Genomic DNA, 15135 nt, shown 5'->3' on the forward strand with positions numbered 1-15135 from the left:
TACCATGGTGCCCGTGCCAAAACTGACCCCCACCGACCTCGTAGCGGCGCTGCGCAACCCGCTCGCCTTCATTGCCGATCGCTGGACCCCGGATCCCCGGACCGTCCGGCGGGCGGCGCTCGCCGCGCTCGTCATGTCGGTGGTCATCGTGGTCACCGGCGGCGCGGTGCGCCTCACCGGCTCCGGCCTCGGCTGCCCGACCTGGCCCGAGTGCACCGACGGCTCGCTGACCCCGACGACCGCGCTGAGCTACCACAGCGCCATCGAGTTCACGAACCGCATGCTGACCTACGTGCTGTGCGCCGCGGTCGGCTGGGCGATCATCGCCGCCCGGTCCGAGAAGCCGTACCGGCGCAGTCTGACCCGGCTGGGCTGGGCGCAGTTCTGGATCGTGATGAGCAACGCGGTCCTCGGCGGCGTCGTGGTGCTCGTCGGCCTCAACCCGTACACCGTCGCCGCGCACTTCCTGCTGGCGACGGCCCTGATCACGGTCGCCGCCCTGATGTGGCAGCGCACCCGTGAGGGTGACGGGGAACCGCGGCCGTTGGTCGGCAAGGCGGTGCAGCAGCTGGTGTGGGCGCTGGTGGTCGTGACGCTGCTGCTCATCACGGCCGGCACGGTGGTGACCGGCGCGGGACCGCACCCGGGCGACTCCGGCGACGTCGAGCGCATCGACGTCAGCTGGTCGGGCGTAGCCGAGCTGCACGCGGTGTTCGCCTGGATCGTGGTGTCGCTGACCTTCGCGCTGTGGTTCTTCCTCAAGGGCGTCGACGCGCCCCAGGGACCGCGGGACCGCGTCCGCGACCTGTTCCTGATCCTGCTCGGTCAGGGCGTGATCGGGTACGTCCAGTACTTCACGCACCTGCCCACGGTCCTGGTCGGCCTGCACATGTTCGGCTCCTGCCTGGTGTGGATCGGCGTGCTGCGAGTCCTGCTGTCCCTGCGGGAACGCGCCGACGTCGCGGCCGACGCCGGTCTGCCCGTTCAGTCGTACGACACCGACGCCGACGCCGTGAGCGCGTCGATCGCCGGACCCAGGTAGTCCCGGGTCAGCCGGGCCCGGCGCACCGTCCACTCCTCGGTGGGCGGCGCGGGGTCGCCGTAGCGGCGGCTTCGGATGTCCTCGACGACCTCGGCGGGCGCGCCCAGACCGGGCAGCAGGTCCAGGGCCTCGCGTTTGGAGATCAGGCGGCCCTCGCGTGCGGTGACGGTGGCGCGGGCGAAGGTGATCATGCCCAGGTCGACCCAGACGTCCCGGGTCCACAGCGGGGCCTTGTCGACGACGGGCCGCCAGTAGTCCCGCTGGTCGCGGACGACGAAGTCGCCGAGTTCCCGGTCCGTCACCGGTGGCAGCAGCCCGGCGGGCTCCTGGCCGTACAGCACCCGTCCGAAGGCGTGCAGCTCACGCCGGGTCACCAGACTGACCGGCCGCTTGAACAGCTGCTCGTACGCCCAGGTCAGATGGGACCGGGCGGGGTCGGCCGCGGTCGACGGGGTCAGATAGGTGCAGTGCAGGACGGCGGCGAGCGGCAGCGCGCGCAGCCGGGCGTGCGCTACGGCGATCTTCCATACGACGGCCGGGGTCACCGGGCCCGGCAGCACCGCGATCAGGTCCAGGTCGCTGCGGCCCTCCCGGTAGTCGTCGCCCGCGGCGAGCGAGCCGTGCGCCCACACGGCCACGGGGTCCAGTGCCGACAGTTCACGGACGAAGCGCGCCAGTAACGTCTCGGTCTCCATGCGCTCAGTCTGTACAGCTCACCCCAGGCCGTACACCCGTCTCGCGTTCCCCGCCGCGATCAGCCTGGCCACGCGTTGTGCGTCCCCGAGGGACCAGGCGCCCTCGGCGACCCAGGTGCCCAGCACCCGGGCGAGGGACTCGCGGAAGAGGCGGGCGCCGACCACGTGCAGCTCGGGCAGGCCGTGGGCGCCGCTGGAGAAGAGGATCTTGCCGAAGGGGGCCAGTTCCAGGAGCTCGGCGAGGATCGTGGCGGCGCGGGCGCCGGTGCGGACCAGCGCCGCGCCCGAGTCGGCGTAGACGTGCGGGAAGACGCCGGCGAGATGGGCGGCATGGCGGTGGTACGGGTAGCCGTGGAGCAGGACCAGGTCGGTGCCCAGGCCCGCGGTGGCGCGGACGAAGTCGGTGAGCAGGACCGGGTCGGTGCGGTCGATCCGGGCACCGGGCTCACCGAGGCCCGCGTGCAGCTGGAGGGGGAGGCCGGAGGCCACGGCGATCCAGAGCAGGTGCCGTAGCAGGACCGGGTCGGTCAGCTCGCCGCCGACCCGGCGGGCCGCCAGCCAGCGGCCGGCCGCGCCTCTGACCTCGCCGGGGCCGGGGGGCTCGGGGGCCAGGGCCAGGCCGTGCCGGAGACCGGCGACGGAGGTGAAGGCGACCGCGTTCGCCGCCGCGCCGTGCACCGACTCGGCGAGGTTGGCGAGGAAGGACTCGACGGTGCCGGAGGTGTCGGCGACCTGCTCGGCGAGCAGTTCCAGGCGGACGATCTCGCGGGCCTCCGCGTCGCCGGTCGAGGCCATCTCGGTGGGACCCGTGAGGTCGCCGGGGAGGCCGGTGTCGACGAGGTAGGTGGTGATGCCGCTGCCGCGCAGGAGACGGCGGCCGGCCTCCAGGACGCCGAGCTCACGGCGCCGGGCCAGGTAGCGGGCCGGTGCGCAGTGGGGTTCCAGGCCGAGGAGCGGGGGGCACCAGCGTCGTACGGCGAAACCGGTCTGGGTGTCGAAGAGGGTGGTGCCGGCGGCCGGGGGGCCTTCGGTACGGGCGAGCTGGGCCTCGAAGGTGCCCAGGCCCAGCTCGGTGCGGAGCACTCCGTGGCAGTACTGGTCCACCAGGGACGGCGTTTCGATCATCCGGGCTCCCGTGTGGACGGCTGCATGTCCGTCTTAACGGGTGAACCGGGATGGAGGTCGCGGTCGGGGGTGGGTGGTACCGGTTGAATGGCGGCTGCGGGCCGGATGGGGCTGGTCGCGCCCACGCGGCGGAGCCGCATATCAGATACAGCCCCGCGCCCCTTACGGGGCGCCTGTTCAGCCGCCGATCTGAATGCCGGCCATCCGCTTCCACTCGTACGGGCCCGTCTGGACCTTCGCCGCGAACTCGCCGTCGAAGGACTCGTGGACGGTGATGCCCGCCTTCTCCACTGCCTGCTGGGCGATCTCGGTGCTCGGTGCCACCAGGTCGCCCCAGCCGCCGTCCTCGCCGACCAGGACGATGCGGGCGCCGCGTTCGCCGATGTAGGCCACCTGGCCCTCGGCGCCGCCGTGGGCCTTGGCGAAGGCGCTGATCTCCTTGGCGAGGCGCGCCACCTTGCGCTCGGCCTTCTGGTCAACCTGCTGCGTGTCTGCCATGGACAGGATGCTACTCACGAGTAGATCCACTGGCGAGGGCAGGGCGGTGTGATGTGGGTCCGTGCGGTCAGCGCAGGAAGGGGTCCACGGCCACCGCCACGAACAGCAGCGACACATAGGTGATCGACCAGTGGAACAGCCGCATCTCCTTGAGCTTCCCGCCCGTGACCTCCGCCTTCGCGCGGTTCTGCAGCCCGTGCGCCTCCCACAGCCACCAGCCGCCCGCCACCAGGGCGACCAGCGTGTAGAACCAGCCGGTGTAGCCGAGGGGGGTGAGGAGCAGGGAGACGCCGACCATCACCCAGCTGTAGATGACGATCTGCTTGGCGACCACCTTGTTGGAGGCGACGACCGGCAGCATCGGCACGCCCACGCGCGCGTAGTCGTCCTTCACCTTCATGGAGAGCGGCCAGTAGTGCGGCGGCGTCCAGAAGAACATGACGAGGAAGAGGATGACCGGCGCCCACGACATGGAGTCCGTGACGGCCGACCAGCCGATCAGCACCGGCAGGCAGCCGGCGATGCCGCCCCACACGATGTTCTGCGAGGTACGGCGTTTGAGGATCATCGTGTAGACGACGACGTAGAAGAGCAGCGCTCCGAGTGACAGCCAGGCACTCAGCCAGTTGACGGTGAAACCGAACAGCAGTGTGGAGACGACCGCCAGGGTGATGCCGAAGGCGAGGCACTCGCGCGGGCTGACCATGCCGGTCACCAGCGGACGCTGCGAGGTGCGGTCCATCAGCGCGTCGATGTCCCGGTCGATGTACATGTTCAGCGCGTTGGCGCCGCCCGCCGAGAGGTAGCCGCCGAGGCAGGTGAGCAGCACCAGCGTCAGGTCGGGCACGCCCTGCTGCGCCAGGAACATCACCGGAACGGTGGTGATGAGCAGCAGCTCGATGATCCGCGGCTTGGTCAGCGCCACGAAAGCTTTGACACGGGCCCCGAACGGCCGGTGGCTCGGGCTCTCGCTCGCACCGAGCACCCCCGCTGGACGGGATTCGACGGCCGTCACGCACACCCCTGACAGAGAACTCCCAGCGAGCCCCGCCGTGTGAACTGACGGTAAAGGCTCGCGCGTACCACGCCACTTTAGACGTTGCCCATACCTCGACCTTCGCGGGGGTGGGGTCGTGTTGGAGGGCGTCTCGGAAGAGGGGGGAGGGGGCTCGGTTGAGTAGTCAGATGAGCGGTTCCGTATTCATGTGCCGAATGCCTTCTCGGCCAGTCGGGAGGCGGATCCCCGAGAGTCCCGGCAGTCTGGAAACACTCGAAAAAATGCACGTCCTTACGGGGGTAGGCTCGACAACGGCCGGTGGGCACCCAGTGCACCGGCAGCCGGTGCCGGCGTGTGCCCGAGGACCGGTAACCGAACATGTGGAGAGGAGCCCTGACCCAGGGTGAGCACCAAGCCGACCACCACAGACCTCGACTGGACCGAGTTGGACCAGCGGGCCGTCGACACCGCCCGCGTCCTGGCCGCCGACGCCGTACAGAAGGTCGGCAACGGCCATCCGGGTACGGCGATGAGCCTGGCGCCGGCCGCGTACACCCTCTTCCAGAAGGTGATGCGGCACGACCCGTCCGACCCCGACTGGGTGGGCCGCGACCGCTTCGTGCTGTCCGCAGGTCACTCGTCGCTGACCCTCTACACGCAGCTCTACCTGGCCGGTTTCGGCCTGGAGCTGGAAGACCTCGAAGCCTTCCGCACCTGGGGCTCGAAGACCCCCGGTCACCCGGAGTACGGCCACACCAAGGGCGTGGAGACCACCACCGGTCCGCTGGGCCAGGGTGTCGCCAACGCCGTCGGCATGGCCATGGCCGCCCGCTACGAGCGCGGTCTGTTCGACCCGGACGCGCCGCAGGGCGAGTCCCCCTTCGACCACTTCGTCTACTGCATCGCCGGTGACGGCTGCCTCCAGGAGGGCATCTCCGCCGAGGCGTCCTCGATGGCCGGCCACCAGAAGCTCGGCAACCTGGTCCTGCTGTGGGACGACAACCACATCTCGATCGAGGGCGACACCGAGACGGCCGTCTCCGAGGACACCGTCAAGCGGTTCGAGGCGTACGGCTGGCACGTGCAGCGGATCGCCCCGAAGCCGGACGGCGACCTGGACCCGCACGCCATCTACAACGCGATCGAGGCCGCGAAGAAGGTGACGGACAAGCCGTCCTTCATCGCGATGCGCTCGATCATCGCCTGGCCCGCCCCGAACGCGCAGAACACCGAGGCCGCCCACGGCTCGGCGCTCGGCGCGGACGAGGTCGCGGCCACCAAGCGCGTCCTCGGCTTCGACCCGGAGAAGAGCTTCGACGTCGCCGAGGAGGTCATCGCCCACACCCGCCAGGCCGGGGAGCGCGGCGCGGCCGCCAAGGCCGAGTGGGAGAAGTCCTTCCAGCTGTGGCGGGACAACAACGCCGAGCGGGCCGCCGAGTTCGACCGCATCGCCGCGGGCGAGCTGCCCAAGGGCTGGGAGGAGAAGATCCCGGTCTTCGAGCCCGGCAAGGGCGTCGCGACCCGTGCCGCCTCCGGCAAGGTGCTCCAGGCCCTCGGCGCCGTGATCCCCGAGCTGTGGGGCGGCTCCGCCGACCTCGCCGGCTCGAACAACACGACCATCGACAAGAACAGCTCGTTCCTGCCGGCGGACAACCCGCTGCCGGGCGCGAACCCCTACGGCCGCACCATCCACTTCGGTATCCGCGAGCACTCCATGGCCGCGGAGATGAACGGCATCACCCTGCACGGCAACACCCGTGTCTACGGCGGTACGTTCCTCGTCTTCTCCGACTACATGCGCAACTCCGTGCGGCTGTCGGCGCTGATGCACCTGCCGGTGACGTACGTGTGGACCCACGACTCCATCGGCCTCGGCGAGGACGGCCCGACGCACCAGCCGGTCGAGCACCTCGCCTCGCTGCGCGCCATCCCGGGCCTGAACGTGGTCCGCCCGGCCGACGCCAACGAGACCGCGATCGCCTGGCGCGAGATCCTCAGGCGCTACACGAAGGTCTTCGGCAAGGGCGCCCCGCACGGCCTGGCGCTGACCCGCCAGGGCGTGCCGGTGTACGAGTCCAACGAGGACACGGTCAAGGGCGGCTACGTCCTCTTCGAGGCGTCCGGCGGGACCCCCGAGGTCATCCTCGTCGCGACCGGTTCCGAGGTGCACGTGGCCGTCGAGGCGCGCGAGCAGCTGGAGGCCGACGGCGTGCCCACGCGAGTGGTGTCCATGCCGTGCGTGGAGTGGTTCGAGGAGCAGGACCAGGCCTACAAGGACGCTGTCCTGCCGCCGTCCGTGAAGGCGCGTGTGTCGGTCGAGGCGGGTATCGGCCTCACCTGGCACAAGTACGTCGGGGACGCCGGCCGGATCGTTTCCCTGGAGCACTTCGGTGCTTCCGCCGACGGCAAGGTGCTCTTCCAGGAGTTCGGCTTCAATGCCGAGCACGTCGCCGCCGAGGCGAAGAAATCGATCGCCAAGGCCCGGGAATCCATCACCGCCGCCCAGCGCTGACGCTATATACGACACGTAGGAGATGTAATTCCATGACAGACGCACTCAAGCGCCTCTCCGACGAAGGCGTCGCGATCTGGCTGGACGACCTGTCGCGCAAGCGGATCACGTCCGGCAACCTCGCCGAGCTGATCGACCAGCAGCACGTCGTGGGCGTCACCACCAACCCGACGATCTTCCAGAAGGCGATCTCTTCGGGCGACGGCTACCAGCAGCAGGTCTCGGACCTCGCCGCCCGCAAGGTCACCGTCGAAGAGGCCATTCGCATGATCACCACGGCGGACGTCCGCGACGCCGCCGACATCCTGCGCCCGGTGTTCGACGCGACCGACGGCCAGGACGGCCGCGTGTCGATCGAGGTCGACCCGCGGCTCGCACACCACACGAAGGCGACGATCGCCGAGGCCAAGCAGCTGGCCTGGCTGGTCGACCGCCCCAACACCCTGATCAAGATCCCGGCCACCAGGGCGGGTCTGCCGGCGATCACCGAGGTCATCGGCCTCGGTATCAGCGTCAACGTCACGCTGATCTTCTCGCTGGAGCGCTACCGCGAGGTCATGGACGCCTACCTGGCCGGTCTGGAGAAGGCCAAGGAGCGCGGCCTCGACCTGTCGCTCATCCGTTCGGTGGCGTCGTTCTTCGTGTCCCGCGTGGACACCGAGATCGACAAGCGCCTGAACGATGTGGGCACCGACGAGGCCAAGGCGCTGCGCGGCAAGGCCGCCGTCGCCAACGCGCGCCTCGCCTACCAGGCGTACGAAGAGGTCTTCTCCACCGCTCGCTGGAGCGCGCTGGAGAGCGCGGGCGCCAACAAGCAGCGTCCGCTGTGGGCCTCCACCGGCGTCAAGGACCCGGCGTACAAGGACACCCTGTACGTCGACGACCTGGTCGCGCCGAACACGGTGAACACCATGCCGGAGGCCACCCTCGTCGCGGTCGAGGACCACGGCGGCATCACCGGCGACACGATCACGGGCACGTACGAGCAGGCCCGCGCCGACCTCGACGCCGTCGAGAAGCTCGGGATCTCGTACGACGACGTGGTCCAGGTACTGGAGGACGAGGGCGTCGAGAAGTTCGCGGCGTCCTGGAACGACCTGCTCAAGTCGACCCAGGCGGAGCTGGAGCGCCTGGCCCCCTCGGAGGGCTGAACTCTGTCAAGCAGCAACCCGCTGCGTGACCCCGCAGACCGACGGCTCCCGCGCATCGCGGGGCCGTCCGGTCTGGTCATCTTCGGCGTCACGGGCGACCTCTCCCGTAAGAAGCTCATGCCCGCCGTCTACGACCTCGCCAACCGGGGTCTGCTGCCGCCGGGCTTCTCCCTGGTCGGCTTCGCCCGCCGTGAGTGGGCCCACGAGGACTTCGCCGCCGAGGTCCACGACGCCGTCAAGGACCACGCGCGCACGCCGTTCCGCGAGGAGGTCTGGCAGCAGCTCATCCAGGGGATGCGCTTCGTCCAGGGCACCTTCGACGACGACGACGCGTTCGAGCGGCTGCGCTCCACCATCGAGGAACTGGACAAGGCGCAGGGCACGGGCGGCAACTTCGCCTTCTACCTGTCCGTCCCGCCGCGCTCCTTCCCGGTGGTCATCCAGCAGCTGAAGAAGCACGGGCTGGCCGACCAGTCGGGCGGCTCCTGGCGGCGCGCCGTCATCGAGAAGCCCTTCGGCCACGACCTGAAGTCGGCCGAGGAGCTCAACAAGGTCGTGCACGAGGTGTTCGAACCGGACCAGGTGTTCCGGATCGACCACTACCTCGGCAAGGAGACCGTCCAGAACATCCTGGCGCTGCGCTTCGCCAACACCATGTACGAGCCGATCTGGAACCGGTCCTTCGTGGACCACGTGCAGATCACCATGGCCGAGGACATCGGTATCGGCGGCCGCGCCGGCTACTACGACGGCATCGGCTCGGCCCGTGACGTCATCCAGAACCACCTGCTCCAGCTCATGGCCCTCACCGCCATGGAGGAGCCGGCCTCCTTCGACGCGGACGCGCTCGCGGCGGAGAAGGAGAAGGTGCTCGGCGCGGTACGGCTGCCGAAGGACCTGGGCCGGTCGACCGTGCGCGGCCAGTACGCGGCCGGCTGGCAGGGCGGCGAGAAGGTCATCGGCTACCTCGAAGAGGACGGCATCGACACCAAGTCGAAGACCGACACCTACGCGGCCGTCAAACTCGGCATCGACAACCGCCGCTGGGCGGGCGTCCCCTTCTACCTGCGCACCGGCAAGCGGCTCGGCCGCCGCGTCACCGAGATCGCGGTGGTCTTCCAGCGGGCCCCGCACTCCCCCTTCGACCACACGGCGACGGAGGAACTGGGCCAGAACGCGATCGTCATCCGCGTCCAGCCCGACGAGGGCATCACGGTCCGCTTCGGCTCCAAGGTGCCGGGCACCTCGATGGAGATCCGGGACGTGTCGATGGACTTCGCCTACGGCGAGTCGTTCACCGAGTCCTCACCCGAGGCGTACGAGCGGCTGATCCTGGACGTGCTGCTGGGCGACTCCAACCTCTTCCCGCGCACGGAGGAGGTCGAGCTGTCCTGGAAGATCCTCGACCCGATCGAGGACCACTGGGACAAGCACGGCAGGCCCGCCCAGTACAAGTCCGGCACCTGGGGCCCCGCCGAGGCCGACGAGATGCTGGCACGAGACGGACGGAGCTGGCGCCGCCCATGAAGATAGACCTCACGGACACCACGGCCGGCAAGGTCAACAAGGCGCTGGTGCAGGGCCGCCGGGCCATCGGCACGCCCGCCGTGGGCATGGTGCTGACCCTCGTCATCGTCACCGACGAGGAGAACGCGTACGACGCCCTGAAGGCCGCCGGCGACGCCTCGCACGAGCACCCCTCGCGCACGCTGGTCGTCATCAAGCGCGTCTCCCGCTCCCCCCGCGACCGTACGGTGTCCCGCCTGGACGCCGAGGTCCGGGTGGGCGCGGACGCGGGCTCCGGCGAGACGGTGATCCTGCGCCTGTACGGCGAGGTCGCCGACCACGCCGACTCGGTCGTGCTGCCGCTGCTGCTGCCGGACGCGCCGGTCGTCGTCTGGTGGCCGGTGAACGCCCCGCTCGATCCGGCGAAGGACCCGCTGGGCGCCCTCGCCCAGCGCCGGGTCACCGACACCTACTCCTCCGAGCAGCCGGTACGGGAGCTGTCCGCCCGCGCGGACGCCTACACCCCCGGCGACACGGACCTGTCCTGGACCCGGATCACGCCCTGGCGCTCGATGCTGGCGGCGGCCCTGGACCAGGTGGTCTGCGAGGTCAAGGCGGTCGAGGTGGAGGGCGAGGAGTTCAACCCGAGCTGCGAGCTGCTGGCGATGTGGCTCGCGGACCGGCTGGACGTCCCCGTCAAGCGCTCGCTGTCGGCCGGCCCCGGTCTGACCGCGGTCCGGCTCGACACCAGCGAGGGCGCGATCGCCCTCGACCGCGCGGACGGCTCCCTCGCCACCCTGTCCATCGACGGCCAGCCCGACCGTGCGGTGGCGCTGAAGCGGCGCGACACGGCCGAGCTGATCGCGGAGGAGCTGCGCCGGCTCGACCCGGACGACACCTACGCGTCGGCGCTGCGGTTCGGCGTGGAGCGCCTGAACGCGTCGGCGGCCCCGGCTCCGGCCGCTGCTGAACCGGCAGCGGTACCGGCGGCTGCGGCCGCCCAGGCCGTTCCGGCCGCCCAGGGCTCCGAGCCGCCGGCCAAAGGAGAACCGGCCGTCGAAGCCGCTGCCGCGGAAGCTCCCGCGCCCGAAGCGGCGGCGAAGGAACCGCTGAAGAAGAGGGCGAAGGCGACATGAGCACCCCCCAGCTGGTCGTGCACCGCGACAAGGAGCTGATGGCGCAGGCCGCCGCGGCCCGGCTGATCACGAAGATCGTGGACGCCCAGGCCTCCCGGGGCGAGGCGTCCGTGGTCCTCACCGGCGGCCGCAACGGAAACGGCCTGCTGGCGGCCCTGGCGGCGGCCCCGGCGCGGGACGCCATCGACTGGAGCCGGCTCGACCTGTGGTGGGGCGACGAACGCTTCCTTCCCGAGGGCGACCCGGAGCGCAATGTCACCCAGGCCCGTGACGCCCTGCTCGGCCAGGTCCCGGTGGACCCGAAGCGCGTGCACGCCATGCCCGCGTCGGACGGCCCCTGGGGCACGGACGTGGACGCGGCGGCCGAGGCCTACGCGGCGGAGCTGGCCCGCACGGCCGGCCCCGAGAACCACGGTTCGGTGCCCACCTTCGACGTCCTGATGCTGGGCGTCGGCCCGGACACCCACGTGGCCTCGCTCTTCCCGGAGCTGCCCGCGGTCCGGGAGACGGAACGCACGGTGGTCGGCGTCCACGGCGCCCCCAAGCCGCCGCCGACCCGTGTCTCCCTCACCCTCCCCGCCATCCGCTCGGCCCGCGAGGTCTGGCTGCTGGCGGCGGGCGAGGACAAGGCCGAGGCCGTCGCCATCGCCCTCTCGGGCGCGGGCGAGATCCAGGCCCCGGCAGCGGGCGCCCAGGGCCGCCAGCGCACCCTGTGGCTCCTGGACGCGACAGCGGCCTCCCAGCTGCCACGCTCGCTGTATCCGCCGGCTTCGCCGTGACGAAGTACTGAAAAAGAACCCGTACGGCCCGGACGGCCGTACGGGTTCTTCTGTGCCCGGCCTAACGCCCGCGCAGTTCCCGGTACCTGGCCACCAGCGCCGTCGTCGACGCGTCCAGGCCGGGTACCTCGGTGCCCTCGGTCAGCGCGGGCTCGATGCGCTTGGCGAGGACCTTGCCCAGCTCCACGCCCCACTGGTCGAAGGAGTCGATGTTCCAGACGGCGCCCTGGGTGAACACCTTGTGTTCGTAGAGGGCGACGAGCTGGCCGAGGACGGACGGGGTGAGTTCCTTCGCGAGGATGGTCGTCGTCGGGTGGTTGCCCTTGAAGGTGCGGTGCGCCACCTGCTCCTCGGCCACGCCCTCCGCGCGGACCTCGTCGGCCGTCTTGCCGAAGGCCAGCGCCTGCGTCTGCGCGAAGAAGTTCGCCATCAACAGGTCGTGCTGCGCCTTGAGTTCACCGCTCAGCTCGGCGACCGGCTCGGCGAAGCCGATGAAGTCCGCCGGGATCAGCTTGGTGCCCTGGTGGATCAACTGGTAGTACGCGTGCTGGCCGTTGGTGCCGGGCGTGCCCCACACCACCGGGCCGGTCTGCCAGTCGACCTCCTTGCCGTCGCGCGCCACGTACTTGCCGTTGGACTCCATGTCCAGCTGCTGGAGGTAGGCGGTGAACTTGGAGAGGTAGTGCGAGTACGGCAGCACCGCGTGTGACTGGGCGTCGTGGAAGTTGCCGTACCAGATGCCCAGCAGGCCCAGCAGGAGAGGGACGTTGGACTCGGCGGGGGCGGTGCGGAAGTGCTCGTCGACCAGGTGGAAGCCGTCGAGCATCTCGCGGAAGCGGTCCGGGCCGATGGCGATCATCAGGGAGAGGCCGATGGCGGAGTCGTAGGAGTAGCGGCCGCCGACCCAGTCCCAGAACTCGAACATGTTGGCCGTGTCGATGCCGAAGTCCGACACCTTCTCGGAGTTCGTGGAGAGGGCGACGAAGTGCTTGGCGACCGCTTCCGGGCCGGCCTTCAGCTCGGTGAGGAGCCAGTTGCGGGCGGAGGTCGCGTTGGTGATCGTCTCGATCGTGGTGAACGTCTTGGAGGCGATGATGAAGAGGGTCTCCGCCGGGTCCAGGTCGCGGGTGGCCTCGTGCAGGTCGGCGCCGTCGACGTTGGAGACGAAGCGGACCGTGAGGTCGCGGTCGGTGAAGCTGCGCAGCACCTCGTAGGCCATCGCCGGGCCGAGGTCGGAGCCGCCGATGCCGACGTTGATCACGTTCCTGATGCGCTTGCCGGTGTGGCCGGTCCAGGCGCCGGAGCGGACCCGGTCGGCGAAGGAGCTCATCTTGTCCAGGACCGCGTGCACCTGCGGCACCACGTTCTCGCCGTCGACCTCGATCACCGCGTCGCGCGGGGCGCGCAGGGCGGTGTGCAGCACCGCGCGGTTCTCGGTGACGTTGATCTTCTCGCCGCGGAACATGGCGTCCCGCAGGCCGAAGACGTCGGTGGCGGCGGCCAGCTCCCGCAGCAGCCGCAGCGTCTCGTCGTTGACCAGGTGCTTCGAGTAGTCGATGTGGAGGTCGCCGACCTGGAGGGTGTAGCCCGTGCCGCGTCCCGGGTCGGCGGCGAACAGGTCCCGCAGACGGGTGTCGGCGAGCTCCTCCCGGTGCTTGGCGAGCGCGGTCCACTCGGGCGTCTGGTTGAGCCTGGTACGGCCGTCTGCGTTCATTCCGACTTCAGCCTTCTTCCTTGCACCTGTCCTGTTGCGTGCCTGTGCCGCTGCCGTTCCAACCTAGTTGATCAGCTCGGGGCACGGCCTGCCGTCGCGTTGTCCCGCGGCGCAACAACAGGTACGTCCGGCTTGCGCACCGGTATCAACGAGGTGACGGCCAGCCCGAAGAGGGCGGCGGCCAGCAGCGCGGGGCCGTTCAGGCCGTAGGCTGCCGCGACGGCTCCGCCGAGCAGGGCACCGAGCGGCGCGCCGGACGTGGAGGAGGTGCGGAAGGCGGAGGCGATCCGGCCGGTCATCGACTCGGGCGCGCGTTGCTGCATCAGCGTGACCTGGTTGACGTTCCACACCATGTTCATCGCGCCGAGCAGCAGCATGCCGGCGACCAGGGCGCCGAGGTGCCGGACGGTGCCGATGAGAAGCAGGGCCGACGTCTGGACGGTCCCGGCGACCAGCAGGGCCCGCACCCGGCCGGTGCGGCGGGCGATGCGCTGGGCGAGGAAGCCGCCGGTGATGCTGCCGGCCGAGTACGCGGTCATGGCGGCCGCGTATCCCGCGGTACCGGCGTGCAGCCAGCGCGTCACGTGCAGTACCAGGGTGGCGATCAGGGCGCCCATGCCGATGTTGCAGAGCAGGGTGGCGACGCAGGTGGCCCGCAGGGCGCGGTCCTGCCACAGGGCGCGCAGACCCTCGCCGATCTCCGTGCGCAGGGTGCTGCCGGCCGGGCGTGGCGCTCGCTCCGGCGGCCGTGTCCGGAGGGAGGCGACCAGGGCGGCGGCCGCCAGGTAGGTGCTCGCGTCGGCCGCGAAGGGCATGAACGCGCCGGCCGTCAGGAGCAGCGGCACGAGCGGGGCCCCGAGCAGGCCGCCGGCGATCTGCTGGCCGGTCATCAGCCGGGCGTTGGCCCCGCCCAGGGCCTGCCGGTCTACCAGGGAGGGCAGCAGGGCCGTGGAGGCGTTGTCGAAGAGCGTCTGCAGGGTGGTGAGCGCGAAGGCGAGCAGGAGCAGCAGCGGGATCGAGGCGTGACCGAGTGCCACGGCGAGTGCGAAGGCGGCGACGAGCAGTCCTCGTACCGTGTCCACGGCCCACATGGCGCGCCGCTGGTCCACCCGGTCCGCGACGGCACCGCCGAGCAGCCCGAACAGCAGCCACGGCACATAGCCGCAGGCGGTCACCGAGGCGATGGCGAGCGGGGCGTCGGTCAGACGCGCGGCCAGCAGGGGCAGCGCGGACGTCCGTAACGCGTCTCCGAACCGGGAGACCACGGCTGCCGTCCACAGCCGCCCGAATCCCCCGCGCCACACGGGTGTCGCCTCGCCCGTCGTCATCCTCGCCCCCTCACGATGCGCCGATGCACAAACCGTAGAGGGCACCACTGACAACGGGCCGGGCCCCGGCCGCGGAGACAGCTCCGGCCAGGCGCCTTGTGGGCACCCGGCCGGCCTCAACTCCTAGATCTCGCCCCGCAGTTTGGCGAGCGCCTCGGCGAGGATCGCCTCGCCGTCCGCGTCGCTGCGCCGCTCCCGTACGTACGCGAGGTGCGTCTTGTACGGCTCGGTGCGCGGCGGGTCCGGCGGGTTGTCCCGGTCCTGGCCGGCCGGGAAGCCACAGCGCGGGCAGTCCCAGGTCTCGGGCACCTGCGCGTCGCTGGCGAAGCTCGGCTGCGTCTCATGCCCGTTGGAGCACCAGAAGGAGATGCGCAGACGGGGCGCGGACTCACCGCGCTCGGCCTCGCCCATCGGCCCCGCCCCGACCCGGCTACCTCGGATCGCGTTGCCACTTGCCACGGTCGTAACTCCCTGCGTGATGGTGCCGCGAAGCGAGTCGGCGTGTCGCTTCGTTGCGAGCGCCTCAGTCTACGTAAGGCCCAACGCGCGTCCAGTGGTGGGAGTTACCGCCCCCGCACCTAGACGCAAGCCCCATGATAGGCCGCGCTCAGGTGCGCGTACCGAACATGGGGCCTTACGTACAGATTGTGCG

The 15135-nt window shown here is 70.6% G+C and carries 13 protein-coding genes; 6 read left to right on the top strand and 7 right to left on the bottom strand.

What is annotated here, in order from left to right:
* Window positions 1-4 precede the first annotated feature (4 nt).
* Window positions 5-1042 (top strand): COX15/CtaA family protein, encoded by a 1038-nt coding sequence (locus tag SSP29_RS13810; protein ID WP_089100915.1) that lies wholly within the window; start codon window positions 5-7, stop codon window positions 1040-1042.
* Here the strand turns inward: SSP29_RS13810 and SSP29_RS13815 are convergent.
* The 4 genes from SSP29_RS13815 to SSP29_RS13830 all read right to left on the bottom strand — a co-directional run bounded on the left by SSP29_RS13815 (window position 985) and on the right by SSP29_RS13830 (window position 4381).
* Complete coding sequence (locus SSP29_RS13815; protein ID WP_089100916.1) at window positions 985-1737, bottom strand: nucleotidyltransferase; 753 nt, start codon at window positions 1735-1737, stop codon at window positions 985-987. The genes SSP29_RS13810 and SSP29_RS13815 overlap by 58 nt on opposite strands.
* Window positions 1738-1755: 18 nt before the next feature.
* Complete coding sequence (locus tag SSP29_RS13820; protein WP_089100917.1) at window positions 1756-2862, bottom strand: amidohydrolase family protein; 1107 nt, start codon at window positions 2860-2862, stop codon at window positions 1756-1758.
* A gap of 177 nt (window positions 2863-3039) precedes the next feature.
* Complete coding sequence (locus tag SSP29_RS13825; RefSeq protein WP_089100918.1) at window positions 3040-3360, bottom strand: hypothetical protein; 321 nt, start codon at window positions 3358-3360, stop codon at window positions 3040-3042.
* Between the two features lie 67 nt (window positions 3361-3427).
* Window positions 3428-4381, bottom strand: a complete 954-nt coding sequence (locus SSP29_RS13830) for a heme o synthase (RefSeq protein ID WP_089100919.1) — start codon at window positions 4379-4381, stop codon at window positions 3428-3430.
* Window positions 4382-4760: 379 nt separating this feature from the next.
* Here SSP29_RS13830 and tkt point away from each other — a divergent pair, with 379 nt between their 5' ends.
* Genes tkt through pgl form a run of 5 tightly spaced genes read left to right on the top strand, consistent with a single transcriptional unit; the run spans window position 4761 to window position 11441 of the window.
* Window positions 4761-6869 (top strand): transketolase, encoded by a 2109-nt coding sequence (gene tkt / locus SSP29_RS13840; protein ID WP_089100920.1) that lies wholly within the window; start codon window positions 4761-4763, stop codon window positions 6867-6869.
* Between the two features lie 32 nt (window positions 6870-6901).
* Window positions 6902-8020: a transaldolase gene (tal, locus tag SSP29_RS13845; protein ID WP_089100921.1), complete on the top strand. Its 1119-nt coding sequence runs from the start codon at window positions 6902-6904 to the stop codon at window positions 8018-8020.
* 3 nt (window positions 8021-8023) lie between these two features.
* Complete coding sequence (gene zwf / locus SSP29_RS13850; RefSeq protein WP_089100922.1) at window positions 8024-9547, top strand: glucose-6-phosphate dehydrogenase; 1524 nt, start codon at window positions 8024-8026, stop codon at window positions 9545-9547.
* Complete coding sequence (gene opcA, locus SSP29_RS13855) at window positions 9544-10662, top strand: glucose-6-phosphate dehydrogenase assembly protein OpcA (RefSeq protein ID WP_089100923.1); 1119 nt, start codon at window positions 9544-9546, stop codon at window positions 10660-10662. The genes zwf and opcA overlap by 4 nt, the downstream gene beginning before the upstream one ends.
* Entirely contained in the window at window positions 10659-11441 is a 783-nt protein-coding gene (gene pgl / locus SSP29_RS13860) for a 6-phosphogluconolactonase (RefSeq protein ID WP_089100924.1), read from the top strand. The genes opcA and pgl overlap by 4 nt, the downstream gene beginning before the upstream one ends.
* Before the next feature lie 61 nt (window positions 11442-11502).
* Here the strand turns inward: pgl and pgi are convergent, their stop codons facing one another.
* The 3 genes from pgi to SSP29_RS13875 all read right to left on the bottom strand — a co-directional run bounded on the left by pgi (window position 11503) and on the right by SSP29_RS13875 (window position 14942).
* Window positions 11503-13155: a glucose-6-phosphate isomerase gene (gene pgi / locus SSP29_RS13865; RefSeq protein ID WP_089100925.1), complete on the bottom strand. Its 1653-nt coding sequence runs from the start codon at window positions 13153-13155 to the stop codon at window positions 11503-11505.
* A 71-nt stretch (window positions 13156-13226) separates the two neighbouring features.
* Entirely contained in the window at window positions 13227-14483 is a 1257-nt protein-coding gene (locus SSP29_RS13870; protein ID WP_089100926.1) for an MFS transporter, read from the bottom strand.
* Window positions 14484-14606: 123 nt separating this feature from the next.
* Window positions 14607-14942 (bottom strand): RNA polymerase-binding protein RbpA, encoded by a 336-nt coding sequence (locus SSP29_RS13875; RefSeq protein WP_003976875.1) that lies wholly within the window; start codon window positions 14940-14942, stop codon window positions 14607-14609.
* Between the last annotated feature and the right edge of the window lie 193 nt (window positions 14943-15135).

This window comes from Streptomyces hyaluromycini, from assembly GCF_002217755.1.
GTDB classification, from domain to species: Bacteria; Actinomycetota; Actinomycetes; order Streptomycetales; family Streptomycetaceae; genus Streptomyces; species Streptomyces hyaluromycini.